Origin of the sequence: Klebsiella sp. JN_Kp127, assembly GCF_040062505.1 — a bacterium.
Classification (GTDB): domain Bacteria; phylum Pseudomonadota; class Gammaproteobacteria; order Enterobacterales; family Enterobacteriaceae; genus Klebsiella; species Klebsiella quasipneumoniae.
Map to the genome: position 1 here is coordinate 23,505 of NZ_JBEAHS010000050.1, position 18,888 is coordinate 42,392.

Consider the following 18,888-nt stretch of genomic DNA (forward strand, 5'->3'; position numbering starts at 1 on the left):
TCCTCTCCTTCGCGGTCATGCCGATTGTCATATCTCAGCCTCTGGCTGAGCGCTGACCAGAATATGGCGCCCGGCGAACGCCGCCCGTAAACGGCGGGCAAAATCGAGGGCATGCGGACCATCACCGTGCAGACATACCGTCTGCGCCACCACGTTCGCCCATTCGCCGCTGACGCTGCGCACCCGGTGGTGTTGCACCATCTCGAGGGTTTGCGCCAGGGCCTGCTCTTCGCTGTCAATCAGCGCCCCGGGCTGGCTGCGCGGCACCAGGCTGCCGTCGGCCAGATAACCGCGATCGGCAAACACCTCCTGACGCGTCGTCAGACCATAGCGCTGTCCGGCGCGGATCAATTCGCTGCCCGCAAGACCCACCAGCACCAGCTGCGGGTTAACATCGCGGACCGCGCGGGCGATCGCGTCGGCCAGCGGCGGCGATTTGGCCGCCTGGTTGTAGAGCATGCCGTGCGGCTTCACGTGCTGCATCTCGCCGCCCTGCGCCTGAACGATCGCCGCCAGAGCGCCAATCTGATACAGCGTCTGGGCATAGACCGTTTCCGGCGGCAGATCCATCGCCGTGCGGCCAAAATTTTCCCGGTCGGGATATCCCGGATGGGCGCCCACCGCCACGCCGTACTTCAGCGCCTCGCGCACGCTCTGCACCATCAGCCCGGCGTCGCCGGCGTGAAAACCACAGGCGATATTCGCCGATGACACCAGCTGGAGCAGCGCGCTATCGTTCGCCCCGCCTTCTCCAAGATCGGCATTAAGATCAATCATCATCGTGGAGTCTCCAGGCCAGTTGTTCAAGATAACGCTGGCGATCGGCCCGCGCCTTCAGCGCCTCCTCCAGCGAGCAGGCCACGAAATGGATCGGCTGCCCCAGCGGGATCTGCGCCAGCTGGTACATATCGGCATCGATAATGCAGGCGATCCGCGGATAGCCGCCGGTGGTTTGCGCGTCGTTCATCAGCACAATGGGCTGGCCGTTGTGCGGCACCTGCACCACGCCCGGCAGCAGGCCGTGCGACAGCATTTCACGATCGGTGGTGCGTTTCAGCGGCTGCCCCTGCAGGCGGTACCCCATGCGGTTACTCTGCGGACTGAGCTTCCAGGGGGCGCGCCAGAATGACGCCTGCGAGGCCTCGTCAAATTCATGGTACTCCGGCCCGGGCAGCGCACGAATGCGGTTGCCCAGCGGCAGCTGCTTGACGCCGCGCGGGGTGGTGAAGCGGCGGGCGGCTTTCCCGAGCTTCAGCTTGTCGCCATCCTGCAGGCGGCGTCCTTCCAGACCGCCAATCCCCGCCTTGAGATCCGTGCAGCGCGAGCCAAGGACCTCGGGGACCGCAATCCCGCCCGCCACCGCCAGATAGCTACGGATGCCATGCTGCGGCGTTTTCAACACCAGCCGCTGCCCGGCCCGGTAGGCGGTGCGCCAGCCCACCCAGACCGCTTTACCGTCCAGCGTCGCTTCGCAGGCGGCGCCGGTCAGCGCAAACCAGCCGCTGCGGGCAAATTCGATCTCCACCTGGCCGAGGGTAATCTCCAGCCCGGCGGCATTCGCCTCGTTGCCAACCAGCAGATTGGCAATCACCAGCGAGGGATAATCCAGGGCGCCGCAGCGGCTGATGCCAGACTGGCGCAGGCCTTCTCGTCCACCGTCCTGTACCGAGGTGTACAGGCCGGCGCGGATCAAGGTCAACATACCCCCTCCTTTTGCGGCACAAAGCGAATTTTATCGCCCACGCGCAGTAGCGCAGGCTCCTTCCGCGCCGGGTCGAACAGCGTCAGCGCGGTGCGCCCCAGCAGCTGCCAGCCGCCGGGCGTCGCCAGCGGATAGATACCGGTTTGCGCGCCGCCGATACCCACCGACCCGGCCGGGACGAGCACGCGCGGTTCGGCGCGACGCGGTGTCGCCAGCGCCGCAGGCAGCCCGCCCAGGTAGGGAAATCCCGGCTGAAAACCAATAAACCAGACCAGATATTCCACCGAGGCGTGCAGCTCCACGACCTGTTTTTCACTCAGGCCGCTGTGCTGCGCCACTACCCCGAGGTCCGGTCCGGCCTCGCCGCCGTATACGACCGGAACAGACAGCGAGCGCGACTCCGGCTCGATCGCGAGGCTCTCCTCCCACCAGCGCTGCAGACGGTCTATCGCCTCCCACGCCACCTCCTGCGGGCGGCGGAGCACCACAGTGATATTGTTCATGCCGGGAATGGCGTCAATCACCTCTTCATGGTTCGCCAGACGCTGGGCTAATCCCCAGATCCGTTGCTGGCTTTCAAGGGTAACCGGCGGCTCCAGCTCCAGCACGACAGCCGTTTCTCCTAACAGATAACAACGCGCTCGCTGCACTTTTCTCTCTCCCGTCAGGCAGGGTTAGGAATATCAATAAAGGTGACATCCAGGTCGGTGGTTTCCGTCAGCCATTCGCTGAGGGCGCGAATGCCGCCCCGCTCGGTGGCGTGGTGGCCGGCGGCATAAAAATGCAGGCCCTGCTCGCGGGCAGAGTGGATGGTTTGTTCCGACACCTCGCCGGTGATAAACGCGTCCACGCCGAAGCGCGCCGCGGCGTCGATAAAGCTCTGGCCGCCCCCGGTACACCAGGCGACGCGGCTGACGGTGTCCGGCCCGGTATCGCCGCACCACAGCGGCTTGCGTCCCAGCCGCGCTTCAATCCACGAGGCCAGCTCGAGGCCGGACACCGGCATCGACAGTTCGCCCCAGGGCACCAGCGGTTCGATTTCGCCCAGCACGTTAATCCCCAGCAGATGCGCCAGCTGCGCGTTATTGCCCAGCTCGGGATGGGCATCCAGCGGCAGGTGCCAGCCGTAGAGATTGATATCGTTGGCCAGCAGGGTTTTCAGGCGCCGGCGCTTCATGCCACGGATCACTGGCGATTCGTTTTTCCAGAAATAGCCGTGATGGACGATTACCGCATCCGCCTGCAGGCGGACGGCCTCATCCAGCAGCGCCTGGCTGGCCGTGACTCCGGTGACGATCTTGTGCACCGTGTCGCGCCCTTCCACCTGCAGACCGTTAGGGGCGAAGTCACTGATGGCTGCGCTATTGAGCTTGTCGTTTATCAGTTGTTCCAGTTCGCTATTTTTCATCGCCACTCCAGCAGATAATCAGGGTATACAAAGGCATAACATAACCAGATCCATTCGGGTCGTCGATAGTCCGCCTCCGACACTGACGATGACTTTTTACCGAATAGCGCAATTTGTCTATTCATCCCGCCGCGCATTCGTGTATATTTATGCATTAATAAAGCATATTAAATAATCAGAAAGCCCCTCAAGCCATGAATATGACTAATTAAACGCTATTCATGCAGAACGATCGACTTTCGCTTTACGCCAGGAAACACACTTCTCATGAAGACAACATCATCGCAACCGCGGGCGATTTACTACGTCGTGGCGCTGCAAATCTGGGAATACTTTAGCTTCTACGGCATGCGCGCCCTGCTGATCCTCTATCTCACCAATCAGCTTAAATATGACGATAACCACGCTTACGCCCTGTTCAGCGCCTACTGTTCGCTGGTCTATGTGACGCCGATCCTCGGCGGCTATCTGGCCGATAAGCTGTTAGGCAACCGGATGGCGGTCATGCTCGGCGCACTGCTGATGGCCATTGGCCATCTGGTGCTCGGGGCCAGCGAAACCGCCCCGGTCTTCCTCTACCTGTCGCTGGCGATCATCGTCTGCGGCTACGGGTTGTTTAAATCCAACGTCAGCTGTCTGCTGGGCGAGCTGTACGAACCCGCCGATCCGCGTCGCGATGGCGGTTTCTCGCTGATGTATGCCGCGGGCAATATCGGCTCGATCATCGCGCCGATCGCCTGCGGCTACGTCCAGGAGGAGTATAGCTGGGCGATGGGCTTTGCCCTGGCGGCCATCGGCATGGTGGCGGGACTGGTGATTTTCCTCTGCGGCAACCGCCACTTCCAGCATACCGCCGGCGTGAACCGCCAGGCGCTGTGCGCCCGTCGCTTCCTGCTGCCGAACTGGGGCTGGCTGCTGGTGCTGCTGGTCACTGCTCCGCTGCTGATTGCCGTGCTGTTCTGGCAGGAGTGGTCGGTATATGCCCTGATCGTGGCCACGGCCATTGGCCTCGCGGTGCTGGCGCGGATCTACCTGCGCGCCGAGACCGATAAACAGCGCAAGGATCTGCGCCTGATCGTCGTCCTGACCGCTTTCAGCCTGCTGTTCTGGGCCTTCGCCCAACAGGGCGGCAGCTCCATCAGCCTGTATATTGACCGCTTCGTTAACCGCCATATCATGAGCTACGAAGTTCCTACCGCTATGTTCCAGTCGATCAACGCCTTCGCGGTGATGCTCTGCGGCATGGTGCTGGCGTGGCTGGTGAAAGAGAGCGTCGGCGGTAATCGCACCGTGCGCATCTGGGGAAAATTTGCCCTCGGTCTGGGCCTGATGAGCGCCGGGTTCTGCATCCTAACCCTCAGCGCCCGCTGGTCGGCGGCCTATGGTCAGTCGTCCATGCCGCTGATGGTGCTGGGGCTGGCGGTGATGGGTTTTGCCGAACTGTTTATCGACCCGGTCGCGATGTCGCAAATCACCCGCATTGAGATCCCGGGGGTCACCGGGGTGTTGACCGGCATCTATATGCTGCTCTCCGGGGCCATCGCCAACTATCTGGCCGGCGTTATCGCCGACCAGACCTCGCAGGCGTCATTCGACGCCGCCGGGGCGGTGAACTACTCCATTGACGCCTACATCAACGTCTTCAGCCAGATCACCTGGGGCGCGCTGGCCTGCGTCGGCGTGGTGCTGGTCATCTGGCTGTATCACTCGCTGAAGGTCAGGACCCGCCGTCTGGCGGTGGAGTAATCCCCTTTCTGGCGGCCTCCCAGGCCGCCAGCGTCTCCTGCCGCGCCTGCTTGTGATCGACTATCGGGCGCGGATAATCCAGCGTAATCCCCTGTTTATCCGCCCACGCCCACGGCTGATGCAGCGCCTTCTCCGGCACCTTTGCCAGCTCCGGCAGCCAGCGACGCATAAACCCCCCCTGCTTATCAAACTTCTCGCCCTGGGTGGTGGGATTAAATATGCGGAAATAGGGCGCGGCGTCGGTGCCCGTCGAAGCCGCCCACTGCCAGCCGCCGTTGTTCGCCGCCAGGTCGCCATCAATCAGCTGGCTCATGAAATAGCGCTCCCCTGCCCGCCAGTCGAGGCGCAGATCTTTAGTCAGGAAGCTGGCGACGATCATGCGCAACCGGTTATGCATCCAGCCGGTGGCGTTAAGCTGGCGCATGGCGGCATCGACAATCGGATAGCCGGTCTCCCCGCGCTGCCAGGCCTGCAGGGCGCCATCCTCTTCGCGCCAGGCGACCTTATCGGTCCAGGCGACAAACGGCCGTCCTTTACAGAGTTTCGGATAGTAGACCATCAGATGGCGGTAAAACTCCCGCCAAATCAGCTCATTAAGCCAGGTGGCGCCTGCCCCGCCGTCCAGCGCGGCGGGGTGTTCCGTCAGCAGCCGATGCAGACACTGGCGCGGCGACAGCACCCCGGTGGCCAGGCAGGGCGACAGGCGACTGGTCCCTTCCACGGCCGGGAAGTCGCGCTGCCCCTCATAATCCGCCGCCGGTTGCTGACAAAACGCGCGCAGCCGCGCCAGCGCCGTTTTTTCATCCGCGGCAAACAGCAGCCCATCGAACGGCGTTTGCGGATAGTTGAGCTCCGGCGGCGGCGGCGCCTGGCGGGCGGGTGTCTGGCGCGGCTTTGGCGCGGCCACGCACGCCGGCAGCCCTTCCCGCAGCCGGCGAATAAACGCATTCTTAAACGGAGTGAAGACTTTATACATTTCGCCGCCGCCGGTCAGTACGCTGCCGGGCGGCAACAGGACGCTGTCGTCAAATCCCTGGCAAATCACTTCGCTCAAGGTGTTCTCAACGGCGGCATCGCGCTGGCGTTCATTGAATTCGTACTGATAGTTGTAGAACAGGTGACTGACCTGGTGCTGCTGGCAAAAATGGGCCAGTCGCTCGACGCTGGCGCTAAAATCGTCCGCCTCTTCTACCCACAACGGTATGCCACGCTCCGCCAGCGCGGCGTGCAGACTGTGCAAATGGCTGGCGATAAAAGCGGCCTGCCGCGGCGCCATATGATGCTCGCGCCACTGCCCTGGAGTGGCAATATAGAGCGCCAGCACCTGCGCCTGCGGATCGCGGCAGGCGGCGGCCAGCGCCAGGTTATCGTGAATGCGTAAATCCGTGCGTAACCAGACCAGATGGGTGGCCATATCACTCCTCATTATCCGTCAGCAAAACTCATCTCATGATCTAAGCCGGAAAAAATAGCGCGCTCCGGCAAAATAAGCACCTGCCAATTCCGCTGCGGCGCTTGCAACGAGTGTAGACAAGCGACGAAAAAAAACCGCCGGGGGCAACCGGCGGTTATTGGCTTTCATTGCAGCAGGGCGAATCAGTAGAAGTCGTGAGCGGCTTTTTCCGCCTGCGCCATCCACACCGGCTGCTCGCTGGTTTTCGACCACACCCGGTGCAGCCAGCTGTAATAGCGGGCGCGATCTTTCCAGAACAGCATCACCGGCAGCGCCGCGACGCCAGCCACGACGGCGAAAGCCCGACGCAGCAAAATAATATGAGCAGGATAAGCTTTGTACAACGCCATCATTTCTCTCCCCTTTGTCAGGCCGGCAAGTCGCGCCGGTAAAAAATTACCATGTTTGTTTGAGCAAAATAGTACCGCGTTGGTTGTAATTTTACTACTCATCCGACCACTAAAAAGCACGTATTTATACTTAATTTACATTCATCCCGTAAATTAGTTACGAAAAAGTTAAATTAATACTAACCATCAGTTAAATTGTGCCTTTGCCATTTTTATACTTTTTTTACACCGCGCCCGCGGATTTTTGCGAAATCTTTGCGCCGTAATTTCTATTCTCCTGGTAAATCAAAAACACACCCGGAGGTGGATTGTGACTGCAGGCGTACTCACTGGCGTTGGGCTGGTGTTCCTGTTACTGGCTTATCTGGTTTATGCCTTGATACATGCGGAGGCATTCTGATGGCTGCCCAGGGATTTTTATTATTAGCCAGCTATCTGCTGGTATTGCTGGCGCTGGCGCGCCCGCTGGGGATGTGTCTGGCGAGAATGGTGAACGACATCCCGCTTCCCGGCCTGGCCGGCGTCGAGCGCGTTCTGTGGCGCGTGGCCGGGATCCGCGCCGAAGAGATGGGCTGGCTGCAGTATTTGCTGGCGATCCTGCTGTTTAACGCCCTCGGCGGCCTGGCGCTGTTTGCCCTGCTGATGCTCCAGGGCGTGCTGCCGTTTAACCCGCAGCACCTGCCGGGGCTGCCGTGGGATCTGGCGCTCAACACCGCGGTCAGCTTTGTCAGTAATACCAACTGGCAGGCTTACGCCGGCGAAAGCACCATGAGCTATCTCAGCCAGATGGTGGGGCTGACGGTGCAGAATTTCCTCTCCGCCGCCACCGGCATCGCCGTGGTCTTCGCCCTGACCCGCGCCTTCGCCCGACAGAAAATGTCCACCCTCGGCAATGCCTGGGTCGACCTGACGCGCATTACCCTGTGGCTGCTGCTGCCGCTCTCTCTGCTGGCGGCCCTGTTCTTTATTCAGCAAGGCGTGCCGCAGAACCTGCAGGCTTACCAGCCCTTTACCACCCTCGAAGGGGCGCACCAGCTGCTGCCGATGGGGCCTGTCGCCTCACAGGAAGCGATTAAGCTGCTGGGCACCAACGGCGGCGGTTTCTTTAACGCTAACTCCGCCCATCCGTTTGAAAACCCGACGGCGCTGACCAATCTCGTGCAGATGCTGGCCATCTTCCTGATCCCGGCGGCGCTGTGCTTCGCCTTCGGCGAGGTGGTGAGCGATCGCCGCCAGGGGCGCGCTATTCTGTGGGCGATGACGCTGATCTTTATCCTCTGCGTCGCCGTGGTGATGTGGGCGGAAACCCGCGGCAACCCGCACCTGCTGACGCTGGGCGCCGACAGCAGCCTGAATATGGAGGGTAAAGAGAGCCGCTTCGGTATTCTCGCCAGCAGTCTGTTCGCGGTGATCACCACCGCCGCCTCCTGCGGCGCGGTCAACGCCATGCATGACTCCTTCACCGCGCTGGGCGGGATGGTGCCGATGTGGCTGATGCAGATTGGCGAAGTGGTGTTCGGCGGCGTCGGCTCGGGTCTCTATGGCATGCTGCTGTTCGTTATGCTGGCGGTGTTTATCGCCGGGCTGATGGTCGGCCGCACCCCGGAGTACCTCGGGAAGAAAATCGATGTCCGGGAAATGAAAATGATCGCCCTGGCCATTCTGGTCACCCCGACGCTGGTACTGCTCGGCACGGCGCTGGCGATGATGACCGAGGCCGGCCGCGCCGGGATGTTCAACCCCGGCGCGCACGGCTATAGCGAAGTGCTGTACGCCGTCACCTCGGCGGCCAATAACAACGGCAGCGCCTTCGCCGGCCTGGGCGCGGCGACACCCTTCTGGAACCTGCTGCTGGCGTTCTGCATGCTGGCTGGACGCTTCGCCGTCATCATTCCGGTGATGGCTATCGCCGGCTCGCTGGTGACGAAGAAAATTCAACCGGCCAGCCCCGGTACCCTGGCCACCCACGACGCCCTGTTTATCGGTCTGCTGATTGGCACCGTGCTGCTGGTGGGCGCCCTGACCTTTATTCCAGCGCTGGCGCTTGGCCCGCTGGCCGAACACTTTTCCTTACTTTGAGCGATGCGGAGCCCCCTGTTATGAGTCGCAAACAATTAGCCCTGCTGGAGCCGACGCTGGTGCGCCAGGCGCTGCTGGATGCCGTGAAAAAACTCAGCCCGATGGTGCAGTGGCGCAATCCGGTGATGTTTATCGTCTGGGTGGGCAGCCTGTTAACCACCCTGCTGGCCATCGCCATGGCTGGCGGCGCTCTGACCGGCAGCGCCACGTTTACCGCCGCCATCAGTATCTGGTTATGGTTTACCGTGCTGTTCGCCAACTTTGCCGAAGCGATGGCGGAAGGCCGCAGCAAAGCCCAGGCCAATAGCCTGAAAGGGGTGAAAAAAACGGCCTTCGCCCGTAAGCTGCGCGCCCCGCAGCATGACGCGACGGTCGACCATGTGCCGGCGGAAGACCTGCGCAAAGGCGACGTGGTGCTGGTGGAAGCCGGGGATATTATCCCCTGCGATGGCGAAGTCATCGAAGGCGGCGCCTCGGTGGACGAAAGCGCCATTACCGGCGAGTCCGCGCCGGTGATCCGCGAATCCGGCGGCGATTTCGCCTCGGTGACCGGCGGGACGCGCATCCTCTCCGACTGGCTGGTGATCCGCTGCAGCGTCAACCCGGGAGAAACCTTCCTCGACCGGATGATCGCCATGGTGGAAGGCGCCCAGCGCCGTAAAACGCCGAACGAAATCGCCCTGACGATCCTGCTGATCGCCCTGACGCTGGTGTTCCTGCTGGCCACCGCCACCATCTGGCCATTCTCGGCCTGGAGCGGCAATGCGGTGAGCGTCACCGTGCTGGTCGCTCTGCTGGTGTGCCTGATCCCGACCACCATCGGCGGTCTGCTGTCGGCGATCGGCGTCGCCGGGATGAGCCGTATGCTGGGCGCCAACGTGATCGCCACCAGCGGCCGCGCGGTGGAGGCCGCTGGCGATGTCGATGTCCTGCTGCTGGATAAAACCGGGACCATTACGCTTGGCAACCGCCAGGCCTCCGCTTTCCTGCCGGCGCGCGGTGTGGAAGAGCGAACCATCGCCGACGCCGCCCAGCTCTCCTCGCTGGCTGACGAAACCCCGGAGGGACGCAGCATCGTGGTGCTGGCGAAGCAGCGCTTCAACCTGCGCGAACGCGATCTGCAGTCGCTGCACGCCACCTTTGTCCCCTTTACCGCGCAAACGCGGATGAGCGGCATCAATATCGATCAGCGCATGATCCGTAAAGGCTCGGTGGACGCGATTCGCCGTCACGTGGAGGCCAACGGCGGCCACTTCCCTGCCGATGTCGAGAAGCAGGTGGAAGAGGTCGCCCGCCAGGGGGCCACGCCGCTGGTGGTTGCCGAAGGTGAAAAGGTGCTGGGAATTATTTCCCTCAAAGATATCGTCAAAGGCGGCATCAAAGAGCGTTTCGCCCAGCTGCGCAAAATGGGCATTAAAACGGTGATGATCACCGGCGATAACCGCCTCACCGCCGCGGCGATCGCCGCCGAGGCCGGCGTCGACGATTTCCTCGCCGAAGCGACGCCGGAAGCCAAGCTGGCGCTGATCCGCCAGTATCAGTCGGAAGGTCGGCTGGTGGCGATGACCGGCGACGGCACCAACGACGCGCCCGCGCTGGCCCAGGCCGACGTCGCGGTGGCCATGAACTCAGGCACCCAGGCGGCGAAAGAGGCGGGCAACATGGTCGACCTGGATTCCAACCCCACCAAACTGATTGAGGTGGTCCATATCGGCAAACAGATGCTGATGACGCGCGGCTCGCTGACCACCTTCAGTATTGCCAACGACGTGGCGAAATATTTCGCCATTATTCCGGCGGCGTTTGCCGCGGTCTATCCCCAGCTGGCGATGCTGAACGTGATGGGCCTGCATTCGCCATCGTCGGCGATCCTCAGCGCCGTTATCTTCAACGCGCTGATCATCGTCTTCCTGATCCCGTTGGCCCTGAAAGGGGTGAGCTATCGCCCGCTCTCCGCCTCGGCAATGCTGCGCCGCAACCTGTGGATCTACGGCCTCGGCGGTCTGCTGGTGCCTTTTATCGGTATTAAAGCCATTGACCTGCTGCTGACCCTGAGCGGTCTGGTGTGAGGAACAAACTATGTCATTGATTCGTCCAGCACTTGTGCTATTTATTCTGTTAACCCTGCTCACCGGCGGCGTTTATCCTCTGCTGACCACCAGCCTGGGACAGTGGTGGTTTAACTCACAGGCCAATGGCTCGCTGATCCGCCTGAACGGCGAGGTGCGCGGCTCGGCGCTGATTGGCCAGAACTTTACCGCCGCAGGCTCTTTCCAGGGCCGCCCGTCAGCCACCGCGGAGACAGCGGATAACCCGATGGCCTCTGGCGGCAGCAACCTCGCCGCCAGCAACCCGGCGCTGGATAAGGCGGTGAGCGAGCGGGTGCAGGCCCTGCGCGCCGCGAACCCGGATGCCGACCCGCGGGTGCCAGTCGAACTGGTCACCACCTCGGCGAGCGGTCTCGATAACAACCTGACCCCGGCCGCCGCGCTGTGGCAGGCGCCCCGGGTGGCCAAAGCGCGCCAGCTGAGCGTCGACCAGGTGACCGCGCTGGTTAACCAGGCCACACAAACGCCGCTGCTGAGCTTCCTTGGCCAGCCGGTGGTCAATATACTGCAACTCAATATGGCGCTGGATGCCCTGAAGGATAAGTAAATGAGTGACGAGCCGCTGCGTCCGGACCCTGACCGCCTGCTGCAGCACACCGCCGCCCCGCATCGCGGCAAACTGAAAGTCTTCTTCGGCGCCTGCGCCGGGGTGGGGAAAACCTGGGCGATGCTGGCGGAAGCGCAGCGGCTGCGGGCCCAGGGGCTGGATATTCTGATTGGCGTGGCGGAGACCCACGGCCGGAAAGAGACCGCCGCGATGCTGCAGGGCCTGAGCACCCTGCCGCCGCGGCGGCTCGCTCACCGCGGGCGCTACGTGTATGAGTTCGACCTCGACGCCGCCCTCGCCCGCCGCCCGGCGCTGATTCTGGTGGATGAACTGGCGCACAGTAATGCCCCCGGCTCCCGCCATCCGAAGCGCTGGCAGGATGTGGACGAACTGCTGGAGGCCGGGATTGACGTCTTCACCACGGTTAACGTTCAGCATCTGGAAAGCCTGAACGACGTCGTCAGCGGGATCACCGGCGTGCAGGTGCGGGAGACCGTCCCCGATCCCTTTTTTGACGCCGCGGACGACGTGGTGCTGGTGGACCTCCCCCCTGACGATCTGCGCCAGCGGCTCAATGAGGGCAAAGTCTATATCGGCGGCCAGGCCGAGCGCGCTATCGAGAACTTTTTCCGCAAAGGGAACCTGATTGCGCTGCGCGAACTGGCTCTGCGCCGTACCGCCGATCGCGTCGATGAGCAGATGCGCGCCTGGCGCGACCGCCAGGGCCAGGAGAAAGTCTGGCACACCCGCGACGCCATTCTGCTCTGTATCGGGCACAACACCGGTAGCGAAAAGCTGGTGCGTACCGCCGCCCGCCTCGCCGCCCGTCTGGGCAGCGTCTGGCATGCGGTATATGTCGAAACGCCTTCCCTGCACCGCCTGCCGGAATCCCGGCGGCGGGCCATCCTCGCCGCGCTGCGTCTGGCTCAGGAGCTGGGCGCCGAAACCGCCACCCTCTCCGACCCGTCTGAAGAGAAAGCGGTCCTCCATTACGCGCGCGAACATAACCTCGGAAAAATTGTCATCGGCCGCCAGAGCAAACGCCGCTGGTGGGATCGCAGCGGCTTCGCCGACCGTCTGGCTCGTCACGCGCCGGACCTCGATCTGGTGGTCATCGCCTTGGATGAAAAGCCCTTCCCCCTTCCGGCGCGCGCCAGCGACACTCGTCCGGCGCTGGAGAAATGGCGGCTGCAGCTGCAGGGCTGCGCGTTGGCGGTGGCCCTGTGCGCCATTATTACCCTGGTGGCCATGCAGTGGCTGATGGCCTTCGAAGCCGCCAACCTGGTCATGCTCTATCTGCTGGGGGTGGTGATCATCGCCCTGCTCTATGGCCGCTGGCCGTCGGTGCTGGCGACGGTGATCAACGTTATCAGCTTCGATCTCTTTTTTGTCGCCCCGCGCGGCACGCTGGCGGTGTCAGATGTCCAGTATCTGCTCACCTTCGGCGTGATGCTCACCGTTGGCCTGCTTATCGGTAACCTCACCGCCGGCGTGCGCTACCAGGCGCGGGTGGCGCGCTATCGCGAGCGGCGTACCCGCCACCTGTATGAAATGTCCAAAGCGCTGGCGGTGGGTCGTAGCCAGCAGGATATCGCCACCACCAGCGAGCGGTTTATCGCCTCCACCTTTCAGGCTCGCAGCCAGCTGCTGCTCCCGGACGCCCAGGGGAAACTGCTGCCCTTAACCCACCAGCCCGGGCTGACGCCGTGGGATGACGCCATCGCCCGCTGGAGCTTTGATAAGGGTCAACCCGCCGGCGCCGGCACCGATACCCTGCCCGGCGTGCCGTATCAGATCCTGCCCCTGAAGAGCGCCGCCCGCACCTGGGGACTGCTGGTGGTGGAGCCGGCGAATCTGCGCCAGCTGATGATCCCAGAGCAGCAGCGGCTGCTGGAGACCTTCACCCTGCTGGTGGCCAGCGCCCTGGAGCGTCTCACCCTGACCGCCAGCGAAGAGCAGGCCCGGCTGACCAGCGAGCGCGAAAGCCTGCGTAACTCGCTGCTCGCCGCCCTGTCCCACGATCTGCGTACCCCGCTCACCGTGCTGTTTGGCCAGGCGGAAATCCTGACCCTCGATCTGGCCAGCGAGGGCTCGAAGCATGCCCCGCAGGCCAATGAAATCCGCCAGCATGTGCTCAATACCACCCGGCTGGTGAACAACCTGCTGGATATGGCGCGGATCCAGTCCGGCGGCTTTAATCTGCACAAAGAGTGGCTGACGCTGGAGGAAGTGGTGGGCAGCGCGCTGCGTATGCTCGAGCCGAGCCTCGGCGGCCAGCACGTTCAACTGGATTTACCCGACCCGCTGCAGCTGGTGCATGTCGACGGGCCGCTGTTCGAGCGGGTGCTGATCAATCTGCTGGAGAATGCCCATAAGTATGCCGGCGCCCGGGCGGACATCGGTATTCGCGCCGAAGCAGACGCCCGGCAGCTGTCGCTGGAGGTATGGGATAATGGTCCGGGGATCCCGGCGGGTCAGGAACAGGCTATCTTTGATAAATTCGCCCGCGGCAACAAAGAGTCGGCGATCCCCGGCGTCGGGCTGGGCCTTGCCATCTGTCAGGCCATCGTCGACGTCCACGGCGGGACCATCTCCGCCAGCAACCGGCCGGAAGGCGGCGCCTCATTCCGTGTTACACTGCCGGGAGAAACGCCCCCTGAACTGGAAGAGCTATCTGAGGAATTGTGATTAACGTTCTGATTATCGAAGACGAACACGCTATCCGTCGCTTTCTGCGCACCGCGCTGGAAGCCGACGGCATGCGCGTATTTGAAGCGGAAACCCTGCAGCGCGGGCTGATCGAAGCCGCCACCCGTAAGCCCGACCTCGCGATACTCGATCTCGGCCTGCCGGATGGCGACGGCATTGATTTTATTCGCGACCTGCGCCAGTGGAGTCAGATGCCGATTATCGTCCTGTCAGCGCGTAGCGAAGAGCACGACAAAATTGCCGCCCTGGATGCCGGCGCCGATGACTACTTAAGTAAACCCTTTGGCATCGGCGAGCTGCAGGCCCGCCTGCGCGTCGCACTGCGTCGTCACGGCGCGGCGCAGGCCGACGAGCCGGTGGTGCGCTTCGCCGACCTGGAGGTCAATATCCCCGCCCGCCGCATCCTGCGCGGCAGCGAAGAGATCCACCTGACGCCCATCGAGTTTCGCCTGCTGGCGGCGCTATTGAATAATCCCGGTAAAGTGCTTACCCAGCGCCAGCTGCTGAATCAGGTGTGGGGCCCTAACGCCGTGGAGCACAGCCATTATCTGCGGATCTATATGGGTCACCTGCGGCAAAAGCTGGAGGCCGATCCGGCGCGCCCGCAGCATCTGCTGACCGAAACCGGGATTGGCTATCGCTTTATGCCCTGAGCCCCGCCTCTGCAGTACCAGAGGCTGGCGATTTTCAGCCCTTCAGAGAGCAGCAGGAAGCCTGCCAGGATCGCGAAATCCGGACGCCGGCGGCCTGAATCAGCCACAGACCCAAAGAAAGCGAAGGCTGCATAAACACCAGCCTGAGCGGCGCCTGCCCCCAGGCCAGCCACAGCCCATAGCGGCTCTGACGGAAGAAGAGGATCATCGACAGCGGGATGCTGATAATCAGCAGCACATTCAGCGGATAGAGTCAGACCGCCGCAGCGCCCCAGGCGTGCAGCAGCTGGAGATAAGCCAGCAGGTCGTCGTAAAAAGGGAGTCGGCGGTGGGCAATATTCCACCATAAGAATTGCAGGACGAAAAAGAGATCCATCCACGCCCAGAACAAAAACAGGGACTTCCGCTGTATTTTCATCGCTATCCTTGCGAAAAAAATCAGGCCCGCGAGGGGCCTGATGGTCGTGCGCCTTTAGGCGTTCTTCAGCACTTCACTGACAATCTCTACCGCTTCTTTTTCGATCAGTTTGCGATGTTCTTCGCCGAGGAAGCTTTCGCAGTAGATCTTGTAGGCGTCTTCGGTGCCTGACGGACGCGCCGCGAACCAGCCGTTGTCGGTCATCACTTTCAGGCCGCCAATCGCCGCCCCGTTGCCCGGTGCTGCGGTCAGACGGGCGGTGATCGGATCCCCCGCCAGGGTGTCAGCGCTGACCATTTCCGGCGACAGCTTAGACAGCGCCGCTTTCTGCGCGGAGGTCGCGGAAGCCTGCAGACGGTTGTAGCTCGGCGCGCCAAAGCGCTCCGCCAGCTCGTTATAGTGCTCCTGCGGGTTTTTGCCGGTCACTGCGGTGATTTCCGCCGCCAGCAGGCACATGATAATGCCGTCTTTATCGGTGGACCACGGCGTGCCGTCGAAGCGCAGGAAGGAGGCCCCGGCGCTCTCTTCGCCGCCGAAACCGAAGCTGCCGTCGAACAGACCGTCGACGAACCACTTAAAGCCCACCGGCACTTCCACCAGCTTGCGGCCCAGATCGTTCACCACGCGGTCAATCATCGCCGAGGAGACCAGGGTTTTACCGACCGCCACCTCTTTGCCCCACTGCGGACGATGCTGGAACAGGTAGTTAATCGCCACCGCCAGATAGTGGTTCGGGTTCATCAGCCCGGCTGGGGTGACAATCCCGTGACGGTCGTAATCCGGGTCGTTGGCAAACGCCAGATCGAACTTATCGCGCAGCGCCAGCAGGCCCGCCATCGCACATTCCGAGGAGCAGTCCATGCGGATGGCGCCGTCTTTATCGAGGTGCATAAAGCGGAAGGTCTGGTCTACCTGGTCGTTCACAATGGTCAGATTGAGCTTGTAGTGCTCGCCAATGCGCTTCCAGTATTCGATACCTGAACCGCCCAGCGGATCGACGCCCAGCGTCAGGCCCGCTTTCTGGATCGCCGCCATGTCGACGATATCCGCCAGGCCTTCAATAAACGGCTGCACCAGATCCTGCTCTTTGACGTGGCCGGAAGCCAGCGCCGCGTCCAGAGGAAGGCGTTTCACGCCCTGCAGGCCAGCGGCCAGCAGTTCGTTGGCGCGGTTTTCCACCACTTTGGTGACGTTGGTATCAGCCGGACCGCCGTTTGGCGGGTTGTACTTGATACCGCCATCTTCCGGCGGGTTGTGTGACGGGGTGATCACAATGCCGTCCGCCAGCGGACCGCCTTTTTTGTTATGCACCAGAATCGCATTGGAGACCGCCGGCGTCGGGGTGAAGCCGTTGTTTTCCTGCACGATCACGTCAACACCGTTGGCGGTTAACACTTCCAGCACCGAAATAAACGCCGGCTCGGACAGGGCGTGGGTATCTTTACCGACATAGCACGGACCGGTGATCCCGTTCTTCGCACGATCTTCCGCAATCGCCTGGGCGATGGCCAGGATATGCGGTTCGTTGAAGTTGTGACGCGCCGCGCTGCCGCGATGGCCGGAGGTGCCGAATTTGACCGCATGCTCCGCATTACCGACTTCAGGCTTCAGCACGTAGTACTGAGCAGTCAGTTGGGCGACGTTAATCAAATCACTCTGTTGCGCAGGCTGCCCCGCACGTTTATCGATTGCCATTGCCTGATCCTTCTGGTGCAAATGTTAAAAAGCTAGATCGTGCCGCAAACCTTTTCAATCAGCTCCGCAGGGAACTGCATCGACTGCATGATGTGCTCAATCATGCTGCATTTACGGCCGGTATTGGTATTGGTGATCACCCACCACGGTGTACCAGGAACCTGTTTCGGTTTGGTCTGATTACCGCTTTTCAGCAGCGTACGCGCATCTTCCGCGAAGTAGACGCGCGTGCGGCCATGCAGAGACTCCGTCGCCTCGGCAAATGCTTTACTGTCCAGGGAGTAGAGGGTGGTCAACACCAGCATAAAACGGTTCACCGCGCGCTTCTGCTCGGCGTATTCATCAGATAACAGCATCTCGCGCATGGCGCGGACTTTATCTTTCGCCGGGTTAGCGGGTTTCACCTCAACGGCAGGCGCGGGCGCCAGCGCCGGCGCGGCTTTGCTGACCTGTGTAGCCGGTTGGGAAACGGCGGAAAATTTCAGCATGCGCCGTAAAATGTCGGATGCGCTCTCGCCGATATGCAGAGTGTGGCTGGCAATATAGCGATAGAGTTCATCATCAACTTCAATTGTTTTCATCTTAATCCAGTGCGATATCTTTTCTGAATACAAATCGTTGGGATTATAAGTACAAATCCCAACCGCGGATAGCGTCAAACCAGGATGGCGGTAAAACTCAGAAAACTTCTGGGTCTTGCAGCCGGATGGCAGAATGTCCAACATAATACCCTAACCCGACGGAGCGAAAAAAAGAACTTTGCCATGAAATTAAATAGCCGAGCGCAATCTGCACAGAATCCGCACAACCACTCCCCGATCGTGCTGGTCCACGGTCTGTTTGGCAGCCTGGACAACCTGGGCATCCTCGCCCGCGACCTGGTCGCCGACCACGATATTCTGCAGGTCGATATGCGCAACCACGGTTTGTCGCCGCGGTCGCCAGAGATGACCTACCCCGCGATGGCGCAGGATCTGCTCGATACGCTCGACGCGCACCAGATTGAGCACGCCACCTTTATCGGCCATTCGATGGGCGGCAAAGCGGTGATGGCGCTGACCGCCCTGGCGCCGGAGCGCATCAACGGTCTGGTGGCGATCGATATCGCCCCGGTGGATTATCATGTTCGCCGCCATGATGAGATCTTCGCCGCTATCCGCGCCGTCAGCGAATCCGCCGCCAGCACCCGCCAGCATGCGGCGCAGGTGATGCGCGAGCATCTGCAGGAAGAGGGGGTGATTCAGTTCCTGCTGAAATCTTTCGTCGACGGCGACTGGCGCTTCAACGTCCCGGTGCTGTGGGACCAGTACCCGCATATCGTCGGCTGGGAAACCATCCCGGCCTGGCGGCACCCGACGCAGTTTATTCCCGGCGGCAACTCACCCTACGTGACCGACGCCTACCGCGACGCGCTGCTGGCCCAGTTCCCGCAGGCCCGGGCCCACGTCATCGCCGGCGCCGGACACTGGGTCCATGCCGAGAAACCCGAAGCGGTGTTGCGCGCGATCCGCCGCTATCTCACGAGCATTGGCGCCTGATTGGCTAAAATATGCCCGACCGCGCCGCAGAATGCCCGCGGTCGTTGGCGCAGCCGTTCGCCTGATGTATGATGGCGCGCTATCTGCGCCGGCTAGAGCCCGGCAGCTTGTTTCCCCGAAGTCACTCAGAATCATGGCAAAAGAACAAACGGACCGTACGACATTAGATTTGTTCGCAAACGAGCGTCGCCCGGGAAGACCAAAAACCAATCCGCTGTCGCGCGATGAACAACTGCGCATCAACAAACGTAATCAGCTGAAACGCGATAAAGTGCGCGGGCTGAAGCGCGTGGAGCTAAAGCTCAACGCCGACGCGGTCGATGCGCTTAACGAACTGGCGGAAGCGCGTAATATGAGCCGCAGCGATCTCATCGAAGAGATGCTGATGACGCAATTAACCGCCCTGCGCAGCCAGGGAAAAGTCTAACTTTCCGCGAAAAATCCGCATTCATGTAGCAGAGTGTGCAGTCGGGCGTGATTGC

At 61.9% G+C, this 18,888-nt stretch carries 17 protein-coding genes and 1 pseudogene; 9 read left to right on the forward strand and 9 right to left on the reverse strand.

The genetic code is table 11. The annotated features are described in order from the left end of the window. Positions 1 to 27: 27 nt before the first annotated feature. From pxpA to ABLV04_RS18930, 4 genes are read right to left on the reverse strand one after another with little or no spacing between them, the layout of a single operon-like run. A complete protein-coding gene (gene pxpA, locus ABLV04_RS18915) occupies positions 28 to 780 on the reverse strand; it encodes a 5-oxoprolinase subunit PxpA (protein WP_023288870.1) in 753 nt (250 codons plus the stop codon). Continuing rightward, positions 770 to 1,702 (reverse strand): 5-oxoprolinase subunit PxpC, encoded by a 933-nt coding sequence (gene pxpC, locus ABLV04_RS18920; RefSeq protein WP_023288869.1) that lies wholly within the window; start codon positions 1,700 to 1,702, stop codon positions 770 to 772. The genes pxpA and pxpC overlap by 11 nt, the downstream gene beginning before the upstream one ends. After that, positions 1,696 to 2,352, reverse strand: coding sequence for a 5-oxoprolinase subunit PxpB (gene pxpB / locus ABLV04_RS18925; protein ID WP_044521671.1), 657 nt, complete (start codon positions 2,350 to 2,352; stop codon positions 1,696 to 1,698). Before pxpB ends, pxpC begins: the two co-directional genes overlap by 7 nt. A gap of 14 nt (positions 2,353 to 2,366) precedes the next feature. Next, positions 2,367 to 3,110, reverse strand: coding sequence for a type 2 GTP cyclohydrolase I (locus ABLV04_RS18930; protein WP_004885970.1), 744 nt, complete (start codon positions 3,108 to 3,110; stop codon positions 2,367 to 2,369). 267 nt (positions 3,111 to 3,377) lie between these two features. Here ABLV04_RS18930 and ABLV04_RS18935 point away from each other — a divergent pair, with 267 nt between their 5' ends. After that, complete coding sequence (locus ABLV04_RS18935; RefSeq protein WP_032455154.1) at positions 3,378 to 4,856, forward strand: MFS transporter; 1,479 nt, start codon at positions 3,378 to 3,380, stop codon at positions 4,854 to 4,856. Here ABLV04_RS18935 and phrB read toward each other — a convergent pair. Both phrB and ABLV04_RS18945 read right to left on the reverse strand, forming a co-directional pair. Further along, positions 4,828 to 6,270 (reverse strand): deoxyribodipyrimidine photo-lyase, encoded by a 1,443-nt coding sequence (gene phrB, locus ABLV04_RS18940; protein ID WP_348816047.1) that lies wholly within the window; start codon positions 6,268 to 6,270, stop codon positions 4,828 to 4,830. The two genes, ABLV04_RS18935 and phrB, sit on opposite strands and share 29 nt — an antisense overlap. A gap of 182 nt (positions 6,271 to 6,452) precedes the next feature. Beyond that, on the reverse strand, positions 6,453 to 6,662 hold the full coding sequence (locus tag ABLV04_RS18945; RefSeq protein ID WP_004142243.1) for a DUF2517 family protein: 210 nt from the start codon (positions 6,660 to 6,662) through the stop codon (positions 6,453 to 6,455). 307 nt (positions 6,663 to 6,969) lie between these two features. On the opposite strand from ABLV04_RS18945, the gene kdpF reads away from it, so the two are divergent. Genes kdpF through kdpE form a run of 6 tightly spaced genes read left to right on the forward strand, consistent with a single transcriptional unit; the run spans position 6,970 to position 14,755 of the window. After that, the gene (gene kdpF, locus ABLV04_RS18950) at positions 6,970 to 7,059 is read left to right on the forward strand and encodes a K(+)-transporting ATPase subunit F (protein WP_020323459.1); all 90 of its coding nucleotides are present in this window, start codon (positions 6,970 to 6,972) and stop codon (positions 7,057 to 7,059) included. After that, complete coding sequence (gene kdpA, locus ABLV04_RS18955; RefSeq protein ID WP_348816049.1) at positions 7,059 to 8,738, forward strand: potassium-transporting ATPase subunit KdpA; 1,680 nt, start codon at positions 7,059 to 7,061, stop codon at positions 8,736 to 8,738. The genes kdpF and kdpA overlap by 1 nt, the downstream gene beginning before the upstream one ends. 20 nt (positions 8,739 to 8,758) lie before the next feature. Beyond that, positions 8,759 to 10,807, forward strand: a complete 2,049-nt coding sequence (kdpB, locus tag ABLV04_RS18960) for a potassium-transporting ATPase subunit KdpB (protein WP_348816051.1) — start codon at positions 8,759 to 8,761, stop codon at positions 10,805 to 10,807. A 10-nt stretch (positions 10,808 to 10,817) separates the two neighbouring features. Next, complete coding sequence (gene kdpC, locus ABLV04_RS18965) at positions 10,818 to 11,393, forward strand: potassium-transporting ATPase subunit KdpC (protein WP_348816052.1); 576 nt, start codon at positions 10,818 to 10,820, stop codon at positions 11,391 to 11,393. Further along, positions 11,394 to 14,081: a two-component system sensor histidine kinase KdpD gene (gene kdpD / locus ABLV04_RS18970; protein WP_032455149.1), complete on the forward strand. Its 2,688-nt coding sequence runs from the start codon at positions 11,394 to 11,396 to the stop codon at positions 14,079 to 14,081. After that, positions 14,078 to 14,755: a two-component system response regulator KdpE gene (kdpE, locus tag ABLV04_RS18975; RefSeq protein ID WP_002894776.1), complete on the forward strand. Its 678-nt coding sequence runs from the start codon at positions 14,078 to 14,080 to the stop codon at positions 14,753 to 14,755. The genes kdpD and kdpE overlap by 4 nt, the downstream gene beginning before the upstream one ends. On the opposite strand, the pseudogene ABLV04_RS18980 reads toward kdpE, so the two are convergent. The 3 genes and pseudogenes from ABLV04_RS18980 to seqA all read right to left on the reverse strand — a co-directional run bounded on the left by ABLV04_RS18980 (position 14,737) and on the right by seqA (position 17,449). Continuing rightward, positions 14,737 to 15,173 (reverse strand): annotated as a pseudogene (locus tag ABLV04_RS18980) (arginine:ornithine antiporter). The gene kdpE and the pseudogene ABLV04_RS18980 overlap by 19 nt on opposite strands. Before the next feature lie 54 nt (positions 15,174 to 15,227). Next, positions 15,228 to 16,868 (reverse strand): phosphoglucomutase (alpha-D-glucose-1,6-bisphosphate-dependent), encoded by a 1,641-nt coding sequence (gene pgm, locus ABLV04_RS18985; RefSeq protein WP_023288859.1) that lies wholly within the window; start codon positions 16,866 to 16,868, stop codon positions 15,228 to 15,230. A gap of 32 nt (positions 16,869 to 16,900) precedes the next feature. Then, complete coding sequence (seqA, locus tag ABLV04_RS18990) at positions 16,901 to 17,449, reverse strand: replication initiation negative regulator SeqA (RefSeq protein WP_032428668.1); 549 nt, start codon at positions 17,447 to 17,449, stop codon at positions 16,901 to 16,903. 183 nt (positions 17,450 to 17,632) lie between these two features. Here seqA and ybfF point away from each other — a divergent pair, with 183 nt between their 5' ends. Together ybfF and ybfE are read left to right on the forward strand one after the other, a co-directional pair. Further along, entirely contained in the window at positions 17,633 to 18,406 is a 774-nt protein-coding gene (ybfF, locus tag ABLV04_RS18995) for an esterase (protein ID WP_348816054.1), read from the forward strand. A 133-nt stretch (positions 18,407 to 18,539) separates the two neighbouring features. Next, a complete protein-coding gene (gene ybfE / locus ABLV04_RS19000; RefSeq protein ID WP_002894767.1) occupies positions 18,540 to 18,833 on the forward strand; it encodes a LexA regulated protein in 294 nt (97 codons plus the stop codon). The last annotated feature ends 55 nt before the right edge of the window (positions 18,834 to 18,888 follow it).